The organism is Paenibacillus sp. FSL K6-1318, from assembly GCF_037976905.1.
GTDB classification, from domain to species: Bacteria; Bacillota; Bacilli; order Paenibacillales; family Paenibacillaceae; genus Paenibacillus; species Paenibacillus amylolyticus_A.
Map to the genome: position 1 here is coordinate 6,100,927 of NZ_CP150270.1, position 20,247 is coordinate 6,121,173.

Annotated in this window: 19 protein-coding genes and 1 riboswitch; of the genes, 3 read left to right on the top strand and 16 right to left on the bottom strand. The window is 46.4% G+C overall.

What is annotated here, in order from left to right; genetic code table 11:
* Window positions 1–18: 18 nt before the first annotated feature.
* The 14 genes from NYE45_RS27425 to prfA all read right to left on the bottom strand — a co-directional run bounded on the left by NYE45_RS27425 (window position 19) and on the right by prfA (window position 13,978).
* Window positions 19–396, bottom strand: coding sequence for an ATP synthase subunit I (locus NYE45_RS27425; RefSeq protein WP_062836961.1), 378 nt, complete (start codon window positions 394–396; stop codon window positions 19–21).
* Window positions 389–643 carry an AtpZ/AtpI family protein gene (locus NYE45_RS27430; protein ID WP_145051553.1) on the bottom strand — a complete coding sequence of 85 codons (255 nt, stop codon included), beginning with the start codon at window positions 641–643 and terminating at the stop codon, window positions 389–391. Before NYE45_RS27430 ends, NYE45_RS27425 begins: the two co-directional genes overlap by 8 nt.
* Window positions 644–829: 186 nt before the next feature.
* The gene (wecB, locus tag NYE45_RS27435; protein WP_062836960.1) at window positions 830–1,987 is read right to left on the bottom strand and encodes a UDP-N-acetylglucosamine 2-epimerase (non-hydrolyzing); all 1,158 of its coding nucleotides are present in this window, start codon (window positions 1,985–1,987) and stop codon (window positions 830–832) included.
* Between the two features lie 50 nt (window positions 1,988–2,037).
* Entirely contained in the window at window positions 2,038–2,667 is a 630-nt protein-coding gene (gene upp, locus NYE45_RS27440) for a uracil phosphoribosyltransferase (protein WP_017691929.1), read from the bottom strand.
* 433 nt (window positions 2,668–3,100) lie between these two features.
* Entirely contained in the window at window positions 3,101–4,348 is a 1,248-nt protein-coding gene (gene glyA / locus NYE45_RS27445; RefSeq protein WP_167350929.1) for a serine hydroxymethyltransferase, read from the bottom strand.
* A 217-nt stretch (window positions 4,349–4,565) separates the two neighbouring features.
* Complete coding sequence (locus tag NYE45_RS27450; RefSeq protein ID WP_340014707.1) at window positions 4,566–5,159, bottom strand: TIGR01440 family protein; 594 nt, start codon at window positions 5,157–5,159, stop codon at window positions 4,566–4,568.
* A gap of 141 nt (window positions 5,160–5,300) precedes the next feature.
* Window positions 5,301–5,382, bottom strand: a riboswitch (ZMP/ZTP riboswitch).
* A 96-nt stretch (window positions 5,383–5,478) separates the two neighbouring features.
* Window positions 5,479–6,051: a low molecular weight protein arginine phosphatase gene (locus NYE45_RS27455; RefSeq protein ID WP_062836957.1), complete on the bottom strand. Its 573-nt coding sequence runs from the start codon at window positions 6,049–6,051 to the stop codon at window positions 5,479–5,481.
* A gap of 58 nt (window positions 6,052–6,109) precedes the next feature.
* The gene (locus tag NYE45_RS27460; RefSeq protein WP_076332549.1) at window positions 6,110–6,670 is read right to left on the bottom strand and encodes a manganese efflux pump MntP family protein; all 561 of its coding nucleotides are present in this window, start codon (window positions 6,668–6,670) and stop codon (window positions 6,110–6,112) included.
* A 178-nt stretch (window positions 6,671–6,848) separates the two neighbouring features.
* Window positions 6,849–8,087 (bottom strand): L-threonylcarbamoyladenylate synthase, encoded by a 1,239-nt coding sequence (locus NYE45_RS27465; RefSeq protein ID WP_340014708.1) that lies wholly within the window; start codon window positions 8,085–8,087, stop codon window positions 6,849–6,851.
* 198 nt (window positions 8,088–8,285) lie between these two features.
* Window positions 8,286–8,945 carry a stage II sporulation protein R gene (gene spoIIR, locus NYE45_RS27470; protein WP_340014709.1) on the bottom strand — a complete coding sequence of 220 codons (660 nt, stop codon included), beginning with the start codon at window positions 8,943–8,945 and terminating at the stop codon, window positions 8,286–8,288.
* A 256-nt stretch (window positions 8,946–9,201) separates the two neighbouring features.
* Window positions 9,202–10,422, bottom strand: coding sequence for an FtsW/RodA/SpoVE family cell cycle protein (locus tag NYE45_RS27475; protein WP_340014710.1), 1,221 nt, complete (start codon window positions 10,420–10,422; stop codon window positions 9,202–9,204).
* A 273-nt stretch (window positions 10,423–10,695) separates the two neighbouring features.
* Window positions 10,696–11,916, bottom strand: a complete 1,221-nt coding sequence (locus NYE45_RS27480; protein ID WP_340014711.1) for an FtsW/RodA/SpoVE family cell cycle protein — start codon at window positions 11,914–11,916, stop codon at window positions 10,696–10,698.
* An 85-nt stretch (window positions 11,917–12,001) separates the two neighbouring features.
* Window positions 12,002–12,886 (bottom strand): peptide chain release factor N(5)-glutamine methyltransferase, encoded by an 885-nt coding sequence (gene prmC / locus NYE45_RS27485; protein WP_340017445.1) that lies wholly within the window; start codon window positions 12,884–12,886, stop codon window positions 12,002–12,004.
* 24 nt (window positions 12,887–12,910) lie between these two features.
* Window positions 12,911–13,978, bottom strand: coding sequence for a peptide chain release factor 1 (gene prfA / locus NYE45_RS27490; RefSeq protein WP_062836950.1), 1,068 nt, complete (start codon window positions 13,976–13,978; stop codon window positions 12,911–12,913).
* 517 nt (window positions 13,979–14,495) lie between these two features.
* On the opposite strand from prfA, the gene NYE45_RS27495 reads away from it, so the two are divergent.
* Entirely contained in the window at window positions 14,496–15,350 is an 855-nt protein-coding gene (locus NYE45_RS27495) for a carbon-nitrogen hydrolase family protein (RefSeq protein ID WP_340014712.1), read from the top strand.
* Between the two features lie 140 nt (window positions 15,351–15,490).
* Here NYE45_RS27495 and ychF read toward each other — a convergent pair whose 3' ends face one another.
* Together ychF and NYE45_RS27505 are read right to left on the bottom strand one after the other, a co-directional pair.
* Window positions 15,491–16,591, bottom strand: a complete 1,101-nt coding sequence (ychF, locus tag NYE45_RS27500; protein ID WP_340014713.1) for a redox-regulated ATPase YchF — start codon at window positions 16,589–16,591, stop codon at window positions 15,491–15,493.
* Between the two features lie 192 nt (window positions 16,592–16,783).
* Window positions 16,784–17,254, bottom strand: a complete 471-nt coding sequence (locus NYE45_RS27505; protein ID WP_340014714.1) for a GNAT family N-acetyltransferase — start codon at window positions 17,252–17,254, stop codon at window positions 16,784–16,786.
* A 213-nt stretch (window positions 17,255–17,467) separates the two neighbouring features.
* Between NYE45_RS27505 and NYE45_RS27510 the strand changes: the two genes are divergently transcribed.
* Complete coding sequence (locus NYE45_RS27510; RefSeq protein ID WP_340014715.1) at window positions 17,468–17,902, top strand: hypothetical protein; 435 nt, start codon at window positions 17,468–17,470, stop codon at window positions 17,900–17,902.
* Window positions 17,903–18,197: 295 nt separating this feature from the next.
* Complete coding sequence (locus NYE45_RS27515; protein WP_340014716.1) at window positions 18,198–20,126, top strand: leucine-rich repeat protein; 1,929 nt, start codon at window positions 18,198–18,200, stop codon at window positions 20,124–20,126.
* Window positions 20,127–20,247: the final 121 nt, after the last annotated feature.

The window sequence follows — 20,247 nt, forward strand, 5'->3', positions numbered from 1 at the left end:
AAGCTGCAGCACCTAACATCATTCTGCTCTGCGGGAATGGACAATCCCTATAATCAGTAAGGAAAATTGTGCAATGACGAGACCGCCTGCAACCGCATATGTATTGAAGTACTGCGGGAAGCGCATCGATATGAATATACCGAGCACAGCGAGTGCCGCTCTTGTCAAAAATCCCAGGTTCACACGCTTCAAGTTACCTTCTGCCGCATCATCAGACATTTTCCTTACTTTGTAGCCCAAGTAAAATGCATTGATCCAGCTAATTCCTGTACCCAGGGCTAGTCCCAAAGCAATTGTCTCCACACGTGGCATAAAGGCCGCTGCGAGAAAACAAATCATAAGAAAGTACATGATGAAAACAGTCATCGATCTGCGGTATCTGGTTAGTTCACTCATCACTTTCCCCCATGAATTTTTTCGCGATAAAGTAGATGCTCACACCGCCTGCCGCAAGAAAAAAGAGAACGCTTACGGCGATCCATATTCCGTTACCTCCAATGGTCTTGTCCAACCAGGAGCCAGCGTAATATCCGACAACAGCGAGAATGGCAATCTCGATCCCAAAAGCTGTCACGAGCCCCATCGCTTTCCATACATTATCGTCATGGTTACGGGATGAATTTGGTTTGTTCGAATCGGCCATTTTCCACGCCACCCTTGCAATCCCAGTTAATTTTACTGAATGATGAGAGCCTTTGTCAATTGAATGATTTTAGCGTTTTAAAGGGGAAAACGACGGGAATATAGACCCTCAAAGCCCATAAACCCGCGTAAACCGTACAGTTTAACTGTATGCTATGCCCTTTATAAATCCGTCAGAAAAAATGTATTATTTTTTGAATTTTCTGTGAAATGATTCCGGACGGTCACTATTTACACCGAAATGGTGCAAAATCGCATTGACAATTCTTTCCGAAGCATGTCCATCACCGTATGGATTAGCAGCCTGACTCATGCTTGCATACAGTGTTTCATCTGTAAGCAGAGCTTTGGTCCGTTCATATACACGTTCCTCTTCGGTACCAACCAGTTCCAGCGTTCCAGCTTCAATACCTTCCGGGCGCTCTGTTGTATCGCGCAATACGAGTACAGGCACACCAAACGAAGGCGCTTCTTCCTGCAAACCGCCTGAATCAGTCAAAATCAAGTGAGTATGCGGGTAAAAGTTATGCAAATCCACCACGTCTAGTGGATCAATTAATTGAATACGGGGATGATTCCCCAAGATCGCGTGAGCCGGCTCCTTCACAGCAGGACTTGGATGCACCGGGTACACGATGGCAATATCTTCAAATTCGTCGGCAATCCGTTTGACGGCCTGGAAAATGTTGCGGTGAGGCTCGCCCTGAGATTCACGGCGATGAGCTGTCATCAGCACAAGGCGTTTGCCTTGGGCCCAATCAAGTACCGGGTGCTTGTAGTCCTCCCGTACTGTATATTGAAACACATCTGTTACCGTGTTGCCTGTGACGTACGTACTAGACTCCGATTTATTTTCTTTGGCAAGATTCGAAGAAGACCAGTCCGTAGGCGCAAAGTGTAGATCAGCCAGTACTCCCGTCAACTGACGGTTCATCTCTTCAGGATATGGAGACAGCTTGTTCCACGTCCGCAGCCCCGCTTCCACATGCCCTACCTGAATCTGTTGCAGAAATGCTGCATAGCTCGCTACAAAGGTAGTCAATGTATCCCCGTGAACCAGTACAATATCCGGTTTAGCTTCGGCTAACACTGGCTCCAAACCGCCAAGCACACGAATTGTAATTTCATTCAATGTCTGACGGTCTTTCATCACATCCAGATCATAATCGGGATGAATGTCGAAAACTTCAAGTACCTGATCCAACATCTGGCGATGCTGCGCAGTTACGCAAACAATAGATTCAATAGACTCGGGATGTTTTTGCAATTCCAAAATAAGCGGAGCCATCTTGATGGCTTCCGGACGCACCCCGAAAATCGTCATGACTTTAATTTTCTTGGACATTCGAGCAAAGCCCCTTTTCTATAAGTTCCGATTACAAGCATGCAATATGCTTATTTAGTGCCGTATAGACGGTCTCCTGCATCTCCAAGTCCTGGAACGATGTAACCATGATCATCCAGACGGTCGTCCAATGCTGCCACATAGATATCCACATCGGGATGTGCATCCTGTACAGCTTTAACGCCTTCCGGTGCTGCCACCAGGTTCATCATCTTAATTTGAGTACAGCCACGTTTTTTGAGCACGTCAATGGCTGCAATAGCCGAACCGCCAGTCGCGAGCATCGGATCAATCACAATCAATTGACGCTCTGTTACGTCTGTAGGCAGTTTGGTGTAGTATTCTACCGGTTGCAGTGTTTCCGGGTCACGGAACAGACCAACATGTCCAACTTTTGCCGCTGGCAACAATTTCACAACGCCATCCAGCATTCCAAGTCCTGCACGCAGAATCGGCACCAGTCCGAGCATACGTCCAGAGATGACTTTACCTTGTGTTGCGGCTACAGGTGTCTGTACATCAATCGTTTCCAGTTCAACATCTCTTGTAATCTCATAAGCCATCAACGTTGCTACTTCATCCACCAATTCACGAAAATCTTTCGTATTCGTACGCATGTCGCGTATAAACGTCAGTTTGTGTTGAATCAAAGGGTGATCACATATTACTAATTTTCCCATCTAATTTGTCCCTCCGGTAAGTTCTTCATGTTCAGCATTTCCAAATATACCTAGCCACCATTCATGGGCTCGATAAATCCTGTATATTATATCATCACCAACAACGAATTACACCATCAAAGGGCACCCAATCATTACAGAATACCGAATCCTATAAAAAACAGGACCGGAAAATGATCCATCCGGTCCTGTTTTGCTCATGCTGTTGTGTTATTGAGATAAGGAAAATGATAAATACAATTGCACTCCGCCACCAGAATGCTCCTTCAATCGCTGTTATTCCCGAATTTTATGAATCACCTTATGAAGGTGTAAATTCGGGAATAAATGCGAACGCTTCGCTTCTACGGCCTCATTCTGTCTGCTTCGTTATTTTGTATTCCATTTTAGAGAAACTCAAATACAAACAGCACGAGCAATATTTTTAGTAATCCTAGTATTTAAGGTCGGTATAGAGCGGGAATTGGTCTGTCAGTGCAGTCACTTCTGCACGAGCTTCATCCAGCTTCGCCGTATCTTTAGGATTTTTCAATGTTTTGGCAATAATCTTACCAATAGCAACCATCGCTTCTTCGTTCATGCCACGGGAAGTTGCAGCAGGTGTACCAATTCGAATACCGCTCGTTACAAACGGGCTTGTAGGGTCGAATGGAATTGCATTTTTGTTCACGGTAATGCCGATGGAATCGAGTACATGCTCAGCTTCCTTACCTGTGATGTTCACACTGCGTGTGTCGATCAGCATCAAGTGGTTATCTGTACCACCAGATACGATGTTCAATCCTTCAGCAATCAGTGTTTCAGCCAGAACCTGTGCGTTTTTCACAACATTCTCTGCATACGTTTTGAACGATGGCTGCAAAGCTTCACCGAATGCTACCGCTTTGGAAGCGATCACGTGCATCAGAGGTCCACCTTGGGAACCAGGGAATACGGCTTTATCAATTGCTGCTGCCCATGCTTTACGGCACAGGATCATACCACCACGAGGTCCACGCAGCGTTTTGTGTGTTGTTGTTGTTACGAAATGCGCATGTGGAACTGGGCTTGGATGCAATCCAGCAGCAACCAGTCCTGCGATGTGAGCCATGTCCACCATGAACAATGCGCCTACATCATTGGCGATGGAAGCCAACTTCTCAAAGTCAATGGTACGCGGATAGGCACTTGCACCTGCAACGATCAGACGAGGGCGGTGTTTGAAAGCCGCTTTGCGCACTTCATCATAATCAATCAGGAATGTGTCTTCTTGTACACCGTATGCTACGAAGTTGTACAGCAAACCGGATGCGTTAACCGGGCTACCGTGTGTGAGGTGTCCACCATGGGCAAGGTTCATACCGAGTACAGTATCACCAGGCTTCAACGCTGCAAGATATACCGCCATGTTTGCTTGTGCACCGGAGTGAGGTTGAACATTCACATGTTCTGCTCCGAACAATTCTTTTGCACGATCACGCGCGATGTCTTCAACGATGTCCACATGCTCACAACCGCCATAGTAACGTTTACCTGGATATCCTTCAGCGTACTTGTTGGTCAGAACAGATCCCAATGCTTCGATTACTGCTTCACTTACGATGTTCTCGGATGCAATCAGTTCGATGTTGTTCTGTTGACGTTTCAGTTCAAGATTCATTGCTTCCAGTACTGCCGGGTCATTCTTGCGCAATTGTTCCATGATTAAATTCCTCCCAGTTATAAGTGAAGTTATAAAGCGGAACTAATGTTTACACGAAAACGGCGAGTGCAACACCAATCTGAAGAAACGAAGTGGTCGCCTTTATCACCGGATTTCCCCTTTAATAGGGAATTAAAAAATCTGGGGATAACAGCGATCGGAAGATGGTGATGCAATCAAAGTCAGGAGTGTAACCCAATCAGTCTCGTTTTATATGTTAGTCACAAAATGTCGAATCTGGTTGTTCTTCCATACGATACACCGCGCGTTCGCCGCCAATCAACTTCGGACGAGTCAACGCTGTCGTCACACGTGCATCTCCAACATAACGGAGCGCTGTACGAAAAGGTACGGCTACATGCCGGAGATGCATTCCAATCATCGTCTCCCCAATGTCCAGTCCCGCATGGGCCTGCAAATGTTCAGCCAGGCATGGATCGGTCAGCGAACGATATGCTGCGGATGCCATTGAACCTCCGGCCTTGGGCACGGGTACTGCACCAACCTCAGTCAATCCAAGACGAGTAAGCACAGAACGTTCCATTACCAGCGCACGGTTCAGATGCTCACAACATTGGAATACTGTGTCAAAACCGAACTCCTCCTGCACCTCGCGTATACCCGCAAGAAGCTGCTGCGCCACCTCAATGGCACCACTCGTACCAATCCGCTGGCCTGCGACTTCACTTGTGCTTGTACCGATCACAACGATCTGTCCAGGCCCAAGCTGTCCGGCAAGCGCCAGTTCATGCAGAATGGATGCGGTCTGTTCCTGCAATCCGGGTTGTTCCGAATCTAACTCAATAGTCATCCTATCATCGCCTCCCGATAAAATCATGCCCGCTTTAACTTGGTTGTCCTTTGTATTCTTGCACGGCATCTCAGGTACTATTATAGCGAATAATCAGATGAAAGACGAAAAAAAGAGCAGTCTGCGGGTAACGCAGAATTGCTCTTTTGCCCAGGCGACCGGCCGTTTGTTCCGGTGCTCCATCGTGGTTATGCCCACTTCGTCGCCAGTTACACCGGATCCCTGTTTTCCCCTTCATCATAAAACAACCCGCGGCTAAAATCAACGGTTAATTTACATCATGTGTCCTGTTTTTATAACCTGCCCTGCAGGATCAGAATTATCCTAGCTTATCCAAAAGCCGGTCCAATGCGGTCCGAATCTCGGCCGCAGCGATATTGTAATCATCACGACTTCCACCAAACGGATCAGAGATGTCGAAACTTGGAATTCGTTGTCTGATCTCGATAGCTCGCTCACGCTCCGATGCCAGGATCTCTTGCCCAAGGGCACGTTTCATCTCCAGCGTCGCAAACAGGCTGTCCAATTCCTGAACATCATTCAATACCTGTTCATCATCCTCCACATATTCTTTCAATGTATAGGTTTTGTGGACCGAGTCGGGAAATACCTGCATGACATGCTGTTTATGACTGCGTGTTAACGTAAGAACCAGATCAGCCCATCCCACCAAGTTGGAGCTAAGTTGTGTGGAATGCGGCGGACCTTCAACGTTATGATCTCTCAAAACTGCTTCAGCATGACGGGAAATCGGCATACCCGACGTTGCTGCGACACCTGCGGAGCGAACCTCTACCTGAATGCCGCGCTCCGATGCCAATTTTCGCAAAAGCCCCTCTGCCATGGGGCTGCGGCACGTATTTCCTGTACATACGAATAAAATATGTTTCATTGTGTTAGCCTCCCCATTTTACATATGATGCGAATGATATGATTTCTCAAGTTTTATTCTAAAATATAAACAAAAGTCCAAACGCAAGCAAGATTGCGCCACCAATGGCTTCACCGTAATCACCAAGATTCCGGCTCACCCGGCGACCTAATAGCAGACCCATAACCGACATCACCCCGCCACACAGGCCGAAAGCAAGTACGGTCAATACCAGATCACTACTAAACATCCCTAGTGAAACACCCACGGAAAACGAATCCACACTTACACTGAGGGAGAACAAAACGACGCCGAGCAGGGAACGGTGGTCCACCAGCTTCGTATCGCCTTCTCGGAATGCATTCAGAATCATATGACCGCCCAGCAGGATAAGCAATCCACCTGCCGCATAGGTCGTAATGTCACCCAGCAGCGAGCTGACGTATTTGCCCATGTACATGCCGATGAGCGGCATGATGATATGAAACAGCGCTGTTACTGTACTGATCCGCAATACATCCCGCAGCCGAATGCCCTTCATGCCAATTCCGATTCCGAGCGAGAACGCATCGAGGCCAAGCGCAACAGCCATGATCAAAATGGTTACCAACTGCCCTACATGGGCAGACACATCCCACATCCCCATACCCCCAAGTCACGTAAAGGTTCTTGTACACGTTATGCGGACAAGGACTCAAACATGACCGATGAAAGGTAAACGGCGACGGATCTAATGATTTCGATGCTGGCTTTATAGGTATATTGATGTTGTTTTGTAAAAAAGTTGAGCACTCTCCTGACTGTATGATCAGGAGAGGTTATGAGGGTTGCTGGTTGCCAACTTGTATGAGTTGGTTCCCCGCAGCCTTGAGCAGCCGATTCATGACGGCTGCTCCCAGCCCTTCGCGTGAGCAGGCTTCAGCCACAATATATGTGGCGCCTTGCTCATCGCAGCTGCGCAGCGCGGCATATAGCCGGCGCGCTGCTTCTTCCAGCTCGCTGGCGTCGCCCAGCGAGAACACGGCATCGGCGCGGTACTGCTCCGCGTGCTCGGCGAACGCCAGCACAGCGGTGCGCTCTCCGCGCAGCGCCGCCTCTGCAAGGGCGGCGCCGATCCAGGCCGCCACCGCTGCGGGCGGCCCCTCCACCACGCACAGCGCCCCTGCGGGTGCGTAGTGCGTGTACTTCATGCCCGGCGAGCGCGGCGCCGGGCTGCCCACGCCATCGGCCACATCCGCGAGTAGCGCGGGGTCCGTGGCGACACGGGCGGCAACGGCGGACAGCTGTTCCGCCGTAATGCCGCCAGGGCGCAGGATGGTGACGGTACCGTTGTCACCGACCTGCACCACCGTGGACTCGACGCCCACCCCGGTGGGGCCGCCGTCCACGATGCCGCCGATGCGGCCATCCAGATCCTCGCGCACATGCGACGCGAGTGTCGGGCTTGGCCGCCCGGAGCGGTTGGCGCTTGGCGCAGCCACAGGGCACGCCGCCGCCGCGATCAACTGCAAGGCCACCGGATGGTCCGGCATGCGCACGGCCACCGTGTCCAGCCCGGCGGTGACACGCGGGGACACCGCCCCCGGCCTAACCGGCAGCACAAGCGTCAATGGTCCCGGCCAGAAGGCCGCCATTAGCGCTTCCGCCGTTTCATTCACTTCCGTGACCAGAGCATCCAACTGGTCACGGTGCGCGATATGCACGATCAGTGGATTGTCAGAAGGTCGGCCTTTGGCGACAAATACGGCCTCCACGGCTGCCGTGCTACGCGCATCAGCACCCAAGCCATAGACCGTCTCGGTCGGAAAGGCCACCGTCTGACCTTGACGAATGCAGGCTGCGGCGGCCTGCAAGTCGGCGAGCGCCTGTTGATCGGCGCTCCCCTTTTTCACATCCACCGTTTCAATATTACCCATTCCATGATCATTCTCAGCGCTAACCAAGACGCGTACATCCCACATCTCGGTAACCAGCTCTCCCGGAACTTTCATATCACGGTCTTCTTTACCATCCCTCATCTCAGAGGTGTGTTGCAATGGTTCGTTTTCTCTGCTCATATATCATCATTCCTAAACTTCAAGTAGGTTAGTTCATATCCATATTCAATATAAGTAATTATAACATACCTGTCCCGCCTCGGATGCCCTTCACACTTCACTCCACGCATGAGTCTCAATGTAACTTCACCACCAGTTCATATAAAAAAGGCAGCTTCCTGAATCGAAGTCGCCCCTTTACATAGTACAAATTCGTTGTTATGCGAATAATCCAGTGACCCAACTCCACAGTTTCACAGCCATATCCCACAGAAAGAATCTCGCCTCCGGTGTATCTCCCTGTACGGATGCCTCTACATCTCCAGGTTCTGCCGTTATGGCCGATACCGTTGAAGGTTTCGCCAGGGCATCCCCAGTCCCTGCATCAATGAAGCACAGCGGCGGGAACAACACACACCACCAGTTCTGACCTTTTCCTTCGCCCAGCGTGATCCGAACCGCTTCATAATCGCCAGCAGGATACACGGTACCACCATATAGTTTGGTCGGGAACGGAACAGAACCCAACTCCACCTGATATGCATAATGCAAGCCACGACTCGCTAACTCTTCTCCTACTTTATTCTCAATCTCGGACAAATGCTCACGAATGACCTGGCGCGCTTCATCCAGACTTTGCGGATTCTCCAGCTCGGCTACCCACTCGCCCATCTGAGCAACGACAGCATCCCGAATCTCGCGTTTCACCAATTGATCTCCCGGTGCATCCGAGTTTGCTAGAATACGCAAACGAATCGATTGTTCTGGAATCGCTGCGGCTGCCACAGCTGCATCCGTTTTCTGACCTTCCCACATCATGATAATCATCATAAGACATACAATAATAAGTCCAATTTGCTTTACAATTCGTCTGTTCATTCCGTTCTCCCCCTCGGCTCTCTGATCACGTTGCCTGCAACTCTCTCATGTCTATCAGTATGCCCCGGAGAACCGGAAGTAAACCTAGCATTTGCAATAAATCTACTAAATCGATACTATGATTTACATTCCCTCACCACTCATGCTAAAAAGGCTGATCTGCACCTGGTTACAGGGCAAATCAACCTCTTTATTTCTAAGTACGATCACGTTATACGCTCCATCACTTAACTTTTCGCCTATACCGACTCAACAGTTACACAGCACTTTTCTCTTTCTTGAGCATATTCCATAAACGTTCCGATAACCGGGGTTGCTGCTCCCCCATCAGAAGTTCATCCTCCTCTTCTTGCCCGTACAACTTAATGCTCATGACTACACCAATACAAGCCATATTAATAAGCAAAGAGGTCCCCCCGTAACTGATGAACGGCAACGTAATACCTGTGAGCGGCATCAGCCCAAGGAACGCCCCCACGTTCTCGAACACCTGATACAATAGCATCCCGATAATGCCTACAATGATGACGGGTCCCGCGCGATCTCTGCATCTCAGAGCAATCAGCACCATGCGGTGGATCAGAATAAAGTACAACAGAATCAGTATGGATGCACCGACAAACCCAAACTCCTCTGCGATCACGACAAAAATGGAATCGGAATACGTATAGGGCACTCGTCCACTCTGAACGGATGTTCCTTGCAAATAACCTTTTCCGATGATACCCCCTGAACCAATGGCCAATCCTGCATTTTTCGTATGCCAGGAAGCTTTGGAGGTAGCCTTTTCCGGTACAAGCCAGGGGTCAATCCGTTCCGCCCAATGCTCCCTTTTTATCTTTTCAAGAAAGGTGAACACTTCGTCATGGTAGAAGGTATAGGCTTTGACAAAGCCAAAGAACGCCACTGCCACAATCGCCAGCCCAATCAATGCGTGCTTTAGTCTCATATTTCCAATCCAGAATACCGCAGCCACAATAACCACATACCCCAGCGCATTCCCCAGATCATTCTGAGCCATAACAAGAGCAAACGGAATAAACGCCCAACAGCCAATCGGCACAATATCTCTCCAAAATTTCAGCGTACCTCGTTGTCTCTTCACGATCAAATGAGCGAGAAACAGAATCAGAATCATCTTGAACAGCTCTGCCGGTTGAAAAGAAAAATTGTCGCCCAGCTTCAGCCAGCCGTTGGCATTATTGATTGAACTGCCCAGGACATTGGCCAGGATCAGCAGTATGATCCCCAAGCCATACAAATAAAACGCATATTTCACGTATAACTTGTAATTCACAAGCCCGATTATAAGCACCGCAATAAACCCGGCTACATAGAAATAAATCGTTTTGACATGATGATTCGCCAGGTTGGCATCTGTCTGCGTTCCGCTGTAAATCGCAAATATACTTATAATCATGAGCAACAGCATTACAAAAAGAATCACACCGTCCATCTTCTTCAGCATTCTCAACATGACTCCGTCCAGCCCCCTGAAATCTATCATTCTATCATTTCCAATTAAACTCAATATTACCATTGTATATAATTGGATAATAAAAAGGAAATCTGGATCGCTTCAGGTTAAACATTGAATTATTCCATGGCCGCCGATTAACACCGTAAAAACAATAAAAACCCTGCAACATTCATCCCAATGTGACTTGGGCTGATCTGTTCCAGGGTTCTATAGTTAACGGACTCATATGAAAATACCTGACGTGTTATTTCAAGTTTTGATTCGAGAACGTTATTGCTCTTGCTGGGATGGCTTGCGTCTTAGCAATTTCTTCACCAAATCGGTAATGCTAGGTTGTTCCGCAGAGCCGAGGATATCCTCGTTCTCTTCCGTATGAACCTTGATACTCATCACAATCCCCATACTGATCATGTTGATCATAATGGAGGTACCACCCGAACTAATAAACGGCAGCGTAATCCCTGTCAATGGCATCAGACCAATGAATGGACCGATATTGACAAAGATTTGGTAAAGCAGCATCGCTATAATACCTACAATTAGATATGGCCCGGCACGATCCTTACACTCCAGTGCAATCAGCACCAGCCTGTGAATCAGGATAAAGTACAGGAGAAGCAATACCGAGGCACCGATAAAGCCAAATTCCTCCCCAATCTGTACGAAGATGGAATCCGCATAGGCCAGCGGCACCCGATTCGACTGAATCGTCGTGCCTTCCATATACCCTTTGCCTGTAATACCACCAGAACCAATCGCAAGCTTCGCATTATACGTCTGCCAGAGCACATCTCTTGAGGTCAACTCTGGTACAAGCCAGGGGTCAAAACGATCCGCCCAGTGTGAACGTCCAATGCCATTCAGAAATTTAACAATCTCATCATGGTAATGAATATACGCCTGTGTACCACCGATAAAGGCAGCCACTGCGATCATAAAGCCAATAAGGGCATGCGTAAATTTAATGTTACCAATCCATAGTAGGCCTACAAGAATGACTACATAACTTAACGCATTTCCCAAGTCATTTTGAAGCAATACGAGTAGTAAAGGCGGCAGAACACAGAGTGAGATTGGAATAACATCACGCCCAAAATAGAGCGGACGATTTTTCTTTCGGGCCAAAAAGGCCGATAAAAACACAATCAGGCATAACTTGAACAACTCAGCAGGCTGCAAACTGACCCCGAAGATAGACAGCCAGCCTTTCGCCCCGTAATACTCCTTACCAAAGAACATAACAAATATGAGCAGGAGCATACCCACGCCATAGATATATAAATAATTTTTGATTATGAATTTATAGTTGATCATCGACATCCCAAAAAAGACTACGAAGCCCAAAATATAAAAGATCACTGCGCTTTTCGGGAGTGCCTCCAGCTTTGGACGACCAAACGTTGTACTGTAAATCGACAAAATACTGATACCCATCAGAATAACGAGTATAAAGACAATAGAATAGTCTATCTTTTTAAATTTGTGCAGCATGTAATTATGTTCCCCCAAGCATTCAGAAATCTTCGGTATATCTCATTGTAGAGGATTTCACGGCAAAAAGAAAACCCGCAGAACCTTACATTTTCGTCACCTGTTCCGAAGTACGAACACCCAGGACATGCCGCTCGATTCCGGCAAGGTCCGGTACAATGATAATTTCCGGCCAATGTCCCGCCGATTCAAGCAAATCTGCGATGTCGCGAGCCTGCCCCTGACCCAGCTCAAAACCAATGATCTGCGGCGGCGCAGGCAGCAGCGCCAGTTGCTCCAGCATGATACGGTACGGTGCAAGCCCGTCCGGGCCGCCATCCAGTGCCATGCGCGGCTCATGATCGCGCACCTCTTGCTGTAACCCGGCGATATCCGCCGCCGGGATGTATGGCGGGTTGGACACCAGGATGTCCACCCGAGCCCCGGCGAACGGGGCCAGCAGATCGCCTTCACGGAAGTCGATCTGTACGCCGTTCGCGGCCGCGTTCCGCGCGGCCACTTGCAGGGCAGCCGCCGAGAGATCCCCGGCGCCGACCTGCCAGCGCGGGCGCAGTGAAGCCATCGTCACCGCGATGGCACCACTGCCCGTGCCGATATCGACGGCGAGCGGAGCGCCGTCAGGAAACACGCGGTCGGCTTCGCGCAGCACAGCCTCGACCAACAGCTCGGTCTCCGGCCGCGGAATCAGCACGGCCGGCGTGACCTCGAAGGGCAGCCCATAGAATTCCTGGCTGCCGATAATGTATTGCGCCGGCTCACCCGCAGCCTTGCGCGTGACCGCGTCCTCCCAGCGGCTGCGATGCTCGCTGGGAAAAGGCTCCGGCTGCATCATGTAATACGCGGCGCCATAAACGCCGAGTACATGTTCCAGCAGCAGCCGAGCATTGTTTTGCGGCTCGTACACGCCGCACTTCTCCAAAAAAGAGGAAGCCTCCACGAAGGCTTCCCGACAGCTCTGTTCCGGCGTCATGACAAACTGCGCGCGGGTCACAGATTATTCTCCTCTATCCATCAACTCGGTCTGCTGAGCAATCGTCAGTGCAGACAAGATATCTTCAATCTCCCCGTTCATGATCTGATCCAGCTTGTGCATCGTCAGACCGATACGGTGATCCGTCACACGGCTTTGCGGGAAGTTGTACGTACGAATCCGCTCACTGCGGTCGCCCGTTCCCACTTTACTTTTCCGCTCAACGGATATCTTTGCTTCCTCTTCCATACGTTTCATATCGAAGATACGTGTACGCAGAACCTGCAACGCTTTTTCTTTGTTGGAGTTCTGTGATTTTCCATCCTGACATGTCGCAACGATTCCCGTTGGAACGTGCGTTACCCGTACTGCGGATTTCGTGGTATTAACCGATTGTCCACCGGCACCACTGGAACAGAAGGTATCAACACGGATGTCTTTATCATGAATTTCGATATCAAAATCTTCAGCTTCAGGCATAACTGCAACCGTTGAAGTTGACGTATGAATACGTCCGCCAGACTCGGTTGTTGGAATACGTTGTACACGGTGTGCGCCGCTTTCGTATTTCATTTTGCTGTATGCGCCGCGTCCGTTGATCAGGAAAACAACCTCTTTGAATCCACCGAGATCATTCGTGTTCACGTCCATCAGCTCTACACGCCAGCCTTGTGCATCTGCATAACGTGTGTACATACGGTAAAGATCTGCTGCAAACAACGCTGCTTCATCTCCACCAGCTGCTCCGCGAATCTCCACAATAACGTTCTTGTCGTCATTCGGATCTTTTGGCAACATGAGTACACGAATCAATTCGTCCAGTTCTTTCTGGCGAGTGCTCAGTTCGTCAATTTCCATTTTGACCATTTCGCGCATCTCATCATCCAGTTTTTCGCCCTGCATTTCCTTGGCTGCTTCAAGATCCTCACTTACCTGTTTGTACTCATTGTACGCTTCATAAGTCGGTTGCAGATCGGATTGTTCTTTGGAATATTCCCGCAACTTTTTGTTGTCGCTTGCTACATCCGGGTCACACAGCAACTCACTCAACTTGTCATAACGGTCGGCTAACGCCTGTAATTTATCCAACATGTATAGTCACCTCACGCATTATTTTGTCCATGCAAATATCGTTTACAATAATTATTTCGGTTTCATTATTCATAACATCTATAATCTATATTCCACAACGCACAGGATTCTCACCGAATCCCCTGACCGCAGCATGTATTCACATTCATGTATGATCGACGTATAACATCGCTACAACGTCATCAAATCCTTTACTTTTAAAGTGATATCAAGAAATCGTGTACCCTGTGTGAAGCCCGCTTCAGCTCATCCGTTCGAGCGCGAAATTCAACGTGGTATACGACTCTTAATTATAGCATATTCTTATGGTTCTGAATAGTAACTGTTCCGCAGGCGGATGAACTAATTTTTATAATGCAACTTTCTCACCCTTCACTCGTGACCATCCTGCTCATGAATTAGCCTACCGGAAATGAATGTAACAAATAGATCATTCAAGTTTCTTTCTGATGTTGTAAAATATATACAATGGACTCTATAATTCATGGTTCTGATATTTTAGGAGGGAATGGATGATATGAACTTAACACCAGCTGTTTTTCCAACAGAAAAATTAAAGATTGCTTTGGCACAGTGTTCTTCGATCGACGGAAATATTGAAGAGAACGTTAACAGGGCTTATGAGATGATTGAAGAAGCTGGAAAAGAGCATGCCGATATTATTATGTTTCCAGAAAAATATCTTACAGGGTATGTGCCAGAAATCGTAGAATCCAATTTAACTGAATATACGCTCTCCATTAATGATGCGAGGATTGAAAAATTGCGTCAAGCATGTCAAAAGTACGGCATTTGGTCAATCATCGGAACCCCTGTAAGAAGAGGCGAGGATGTGTTCATCTCTTCAATTATAATAGATCCCCATGGAAATGAAGTAGGCTTTTATGACAAGTCTCATTTGTTTCAAACGGAGAAGGAAATATTTTCAACCAATAATGAGCAGGTCATCATCAAATTAAAGGGCTGGAACATTGGGATGGCCATCTGTTATGACGCAGGTTTCCCTGAACATTCTCGTCTTTTAGCACAGAATGGCTGTCATTTATATATGGGTAGCTCTCTCTTTAGTAAAGGAATGGGGTATAAAGAGTCACGAGTATGGTTTCCTGCCCGCGCTCTGGATAATACGATATTTACAGCGATGTGTAATCACGTTGGAACAACCGGAGTCTGGGATACGTGTGGACATAGTGGTGTATGGAACCCTCTAGGTGATAATCTAATTGATGCCTCGCAAGACAACGTTGAATTGCTGTTAGCTGAATTAGACCCCGATCTTCTTAATCAAGCTAGGAATGGCGAAAGAATGCTTGCAGATTCGTTTGATATAAATAAAGAACACTATTCTTTCAAGACTATTGTTGGTAACTAAGCAATCGTCGTATGAATTGAAGTATACATATGTACATTACGATTGAAGTGGCCCAATACATCGATACTAAAAACCCTACAATCTTCACGAGAAGATCGTAGGGTTTTGGTTATTGAATCTACATATAAAGGTGTAACAACTTATACGTTGAAACGGAAGTGCATAACGTCGCCGTCATTTACAACGTACTCTTTACCTTCAAGACGAAGTTGTCCGCGCTCTTTGGCACCGTTCATGGAACCCGCTGCAACCAGATCGTCGTAGGAAACAACTTCTGCACGGATGAATCCGCGTTCGAAGTCGGTGTGAATGACACCCGCTGCGCCTGGTGCTTTCGTTCCTTTACGGATTGTCCATGCACGAACTTCCTGTACGCCTGCTGTGAAGTATGTGTACAGACCGAGCAATTTGTAAGCCGCTTTGATCAACAGGTTCAGACCGGAATCCTCGATACCGAGTTCTTCCAGGAACATTTGTTTATCTTCGCCTTCCAGCTCAGAAATTTCTTCTTCAACCTTTGCACTAATTGGCACCACTTCTGCGTTCTCAGCAGCTGCGAATTCTCTTACTTTTTGCACGTAAGCATTGTTCGCCACGTCGCCGATTTCGTCCTCAGCTACATTGGCTGCGTACAGAACAGGCTTCAGGGTAAGCAAGTGCAGATCACGTATGATCAGAAGCTCATCATCCGTAAGTTCCATGCTGCGTGCCGGCTTGTCATCGTACAGCACAGCCTTCACTTTCTCCAACACTTCTACTTCTTGAGAGGCAGTCTTGTTGCCGCCCTTCATGTTTTTCTTGGAGCGATCGATTTTCTTCTCAACACTCTCGATATCGGCCAGGATCAGCTCCAGATTGATCGTCTGGATGTCGCTCACCGGGTCAATTTTACCATCGACGTGTGTGATGTTCTCATCTACAAAGCAACGTACCACGTGTACAATTGCATCCACTTCACGAATGTGGGCAAGGAACTTGTTACCCAGACCTTCACCTTTGCTCGCACCGCGAACAAGACCAGCGATATCTACAAACTCAAACGCCGTTGGTACTGTTTTCTTAGGTACAACGAGTTCTGTCAGTTTGTCCAAACGCTCATCGGGTACTTCAACGATCCCCACGTTAGGGTCAATCGTACAGAACGGATAGTTTGCCGATTCGGCACCTGCTTGTGTAATTGCGTTAAACAACGTAGATTTTCCGACGTTCGGAAGCCCTACAATTCCTGCTTTCAAAGCCATGTATATGACAACTCCTCATTGATTACTTGTTCGGTATGGATAATCCTATACATTATATATGACAAACCTCAAGGCATCAAGGAACTTCGCCAATTCGACCAGAGTCCCATCCGCTTCCCGAAATCCCCGGTTACTGCGGATGATTCGTTTTGTGTAGATGATAACTCTGGCTAAGATTATCCGCTATTAGGTTTACCCTTTGATTTCTTTGTACATGGTTAGATCCGTTACCTCATATCCCATCTTGCGATACAGGCTGCTCGCCCGCACATTATGTCCAAAGACATGCAAACCAATGCGATCCACGCCAAGACTCAAGGCTGTCTGTTCAAGCGCCTGCATTGTCTCTGTTCCATATCCCTTACCACGGTGTGCTTCTTCAACCACAATATCCAGCAAAAAAGCATCCTTCCCACGGCGATTATCCGTGATGTTAAACCAGATATACCCCACATTTCCATCCACAGGATGCATCAGATTGTAGAGATACGCTCCCGCTGTGTTCAAGCCTTCTGGCAGATAACGTTCATAAGATTCCTCCGCCAGTTGCTGTGCCTCTTCCTCAGCCCAGGTGCCCGCTTCTACTTTTTCCTGTGCAAAATCCTTAATCGATCGAATGCGGAAACTCGCATAATCTTCCTGATTCATTGGAGAAAGTTTCAACTTATTCCCCTCCTTATGTTGAGTGGTCTTAATTATGTATGAACTCTGTGCAGTCCTTTTTGCACTACTAGTATCTTATTGTATCCTGTTCTCTCGCTTAGCGCATGAAGTTATTCTGACGATTTAAATTTGAGTTTCATATTTTCCATCTTGTTTATAACTATTGATCTGTTTGAACCGTTTATACCTCATGAAGGAAAGGAGTGGATCACATTGAACACACGTCGCCAATTCTCTAAAAAGAAAATGATTATCTTATCCGCTATCATACTCGTCATATGCATCATCGCCTTTATGAGCTTGCTGAATGCAGTCGATCCCTTTTGCCACTTAAGGATCACGATCCACAATCAGTCTGACTATGACCTCACCAATATTCAGACAAGCCTGACCAAAGGCGACAACTCGTTTAACAACAATGAGAGTGGCTCCCTACATTTATTGGAGGAGAATATCCCCAGCGGTGAGAATCTAAAATTCTTCCCACAGCTGCAAGTTTCAGGAGAATCGTCTGTTTACCTTACGTTTACCGACAGTCGTGGAAAAACATATAACGAGGTGGTATGCGGTTATACGGAATACTTGTCCGGCAATTCGTACGTTACTGTAACCAATGAGAATGTCACTGTGAAAGAGGAATGTATGTAAAAAGGTGGCATAAACTTCTGATCGGGATATCTTTTATAACAGATCCTTGAGTTACAAGAATGATACTATTCTAGCTCAATTGGAAGTGATGACACAGTAAGTTTAGGAGCTTCAGTAGGGGACAGTTTTCCCATCGTGTGAAATATCTCATTTCGCTATAAATGATAATGAATATTCAGATTTAATTACAAAGATTTCTTTAAACTCAGAGCATGTACAGTATGCTATAGTTCAAGTGATTGTAACAAGATACGGCCATTTTGTATCATTTAGAATTTTAATAAGGAGAAGGATTATGAAAAAAATAGTAGGAGTAATGTTAGCAGTAGCAATGTTAGTTTTACCAATCAGTTTTAATAAGGTAAATGCTGATGTACCTAGTGAGTTTGAATATACATTGTCTAATTCAACAGCGACAATAACCGGATATACGGGTAGTTCAAACGATATTATTATCCCTGATGAAATAGATGGGTATGCCGTAACTGCCATAGGAAATGAAGCGTTTCGTTCTAAAAGATTAACAAGTGTAACGATTCCCGAAGGTCTACTATCCATTGGTAGTAGCGCATTTCATAGTAATTCTTTAACAAGTGTAACGATTCCGGACAGTGTCACTTCTATTTCGGATCGTGTTTTTGCTTCGAATCGTATAGTTGATCTTGTTATCCCTGATGGTGTGACAAGTATAGGGGATTATGCATTCTCCTCTAATAATCTAAGTAATGTGACACTTTCAAACAACATTACGGTTATTGGTACTGGCGCTTTTTTCCAAAATAATTTGACAAGTATCATATTACCTAGTAGTTTGACGAGTCTAAATCCTGCGATATTTATGAGTAATAAATTAACAACTGTAGTCATTCCTGATGGTGTGACGCGTATTGGTAATGGTGCCTTTCATAGTAATGAATTAATAAGTGTGACCATGCCTGATAGTGTAACGACTATTGAAATAGATGCTTTTTCTAATAATAAACTAGTGGGTGTGACTATTCCAAATAGTTTAACATCCCTTAAAAATAGTGTTTTTAGTAATAATGAATTGACGAGTATTACTCTTCCAAATCACTTGACTGTGATAGAGCACAGTGTGTTTGCTCGCAATAAACTAACCCATGTAACGATTCCTGCTAGTGTCACAAGTATCGATCCGTACGCTTTTGCTTCTAACAGTCTTAATACGATTACGTTTGAAGGTAGCTTACCGTCATTGGACGCGTTGGTTGTTGCTTCGCAAACAAAACAAGGTTATACATTTGAAAATTGGTATAGCGACGAAACATTGCAAGCAGCTTGGGACTTTACTCGTTCAATAAATGCTAATACAACATTGTATTCACAATATACTCCCCATAGATATACGATATCCTTTAATAGTAATGGTGGTAGTCAGGTGGCCGATTTAACTGATATAAACTATGATACGACGATTACAGCACCAGTGGCTCCAACAAGGTCAGGTTATGTATTCGGAGGATGGTATGTAGATCAAGCTCTTACAACAACTTGGAATTTCGATACTGACAAAGTCACAGAAAATAAAACATTATTTGCAAAGTGGAATGCTATTAATAGCCCACCAGTTACGTCACCAGTTCCAGTTACATCACCAGTTGTGCCATCAGTTACTCCAGCAGTTGTTGAACAAAAAATAGAAGATACAGAAAACATTGAATCAGAACAAGAACCTGAAGCACCGGTAGAAAAATATTTTACTGATATAGATGGACATTGGGCTGAAAATAGTATTAATAAATTAGCACAAAAAGGGATATTGAAGGGGTATGAAAATGGTCAATTCGGTCCAAATGACTTCATTCAAAGACATCATCTTGCATTGTTGATCAATCGCTTAGTAGAATTTGATGCAGTAAGGGAAGTTGTAAGCTTTGAAGATGTGCCAACTAATCATCCGAGTTATAGTGCAATATTAAACCTACAGCAAGGCGGAGTTATAGATGGTTATAACCATTTATTTAATCCGTCAGGACAGTTAACACTAGGTGAGCTTGCCAAAATATTAGTACATGCGTTTAATATAGAGCAAGCTAAAATTACAGGAGAAAATCAACATTGGAGTTATATCTATACTCAAACTTTATCAGAACTGGAGATTCTGAAGGCAGAGGACTTCGAAAATGGTGTACACCAACCAGTGACAAGAGCCATGTTGGCTGATATTTTATATCGTTTGTTACAGTATAAGCAGTTAATCTAACTGTCTCCGTAGTGCATTAGACTAATTGACAAGAATATTAATGTAGTTGCTTACAGTTTACTACTAAAAAACCTTTCTTTTATTTGATATCAATCAAGTAAGAGAAAGGTTTTTTAGTAGT

Coding starts and splice junctions, on each gene's coding strand:
- NYE45_RS27425 (WP_062836961.1), bottom strand. CDS start 396: ATGAGTGAACTAACCAGATACCGCAGATCGATGACTGTTTTCATCATG.
- NYE45_RS27430 (WP_145051553.1), bottom strand. CDS start 643: ATGGCCGATTCGAACAAACCAAATTCATCCCGTAACCATGACGATAAT.
- wecB (WP_062836960.1), bottom strand. CDS start 1,987: ATGTCCAAGAAAATTAAAGTCATGACGATTTTCGGGGTGCGTCCGGAA.
- upp (WP_017691929.1), bottom strand. CDS start 2,667: ATGGGAAAATTAGTAATATGTGATCACCCTTTGATTCAACACAAACTG.
- glyA (WP_167350929.1), bottom strand. CDS start 4,348: ATGGAACAATTGCGCAAGAATGACCCGGCAGTACTGGAAGCAATGAAT.
- NYE45_RS27450 (WP_340014707.1), bottom strand. CDS start 5,159: ATGACTATTGAGTTAGATTCGGAACAACCCGGATTGCAGGAACAGACC.
- NYE45_RS27455 (WP_062836957.1), bottom strand. CDS start 6,051: ATGAAACATATTTTATTCGTATGTACAGGAAATACGTGCCGCAGCCCC.
- NYE45_RS27460 (WP_076332549.1), bottom strand. CDS start 6,670: ATGTGGGATGTGTCTGCCCATGTAGGGCAGTTGGTAACCATTTTGATC.
- NYE45_RS27465 (WP_340014708.1), bottom strand. CDS start 8,087: ATGAGCAGAGAAAACGAACCATTGCAACACACCTCTGAGATGAGGGAT.
- spoIIR (WP_340014709.1), bottom strand. CDS start 8,945: ATGAACAGACGAATTGTAAAGCAAATTGGACTTATTATTGTATGTCTT.
- NYE45_RS27475 (WP_340014710.1), bottom strand. CDS start 10,422: ATGTTGAGAATGCTGAAGAAGATGGACGGTGTGATTCTTTTTGTAATG.
- NYE45_RS27480 (WP_340014711.1), bottom strand. CDS start 11,916: ATGCTGCACAAATTTAAAAAGATAGACTATTCTATTGTCTTTATACTC.
- prmC (WP_340017445.1), bottom strand. CDS start 12,886: ATGACGCCGGAACAGAGCTGTCGGGAAGCCTTCGTGGAGGCTTCCTCT.
- prfA (WP_062836950.1), bottom strand. CDS start 13,978: ATGTTGGATAAATTACAGGCGTTAGCCGACCGTTATGACAAGTTGAGT.
- NYE45_RS27495 (WP_340014712.1), top strand. CDS start 14,496: ATGAACTTAACACCAGCTGTTTTTCCAACAGAAAAATTAAAGATTGCT.
- ychF (WP_340014713.1), bottom strand. CDS start 16,591: ATGGCTTTGAAAGCAGGAATTGTAGGGCTTCCGAACGTCGGAAAATCT.
- NYE45_RS27515 (WP_340014716.1), top strand. CDS start 18,198: ATGAAAAAAATAGTAGGAGTAATGTTAGCAGTAGCAATGTTAGTTTTA.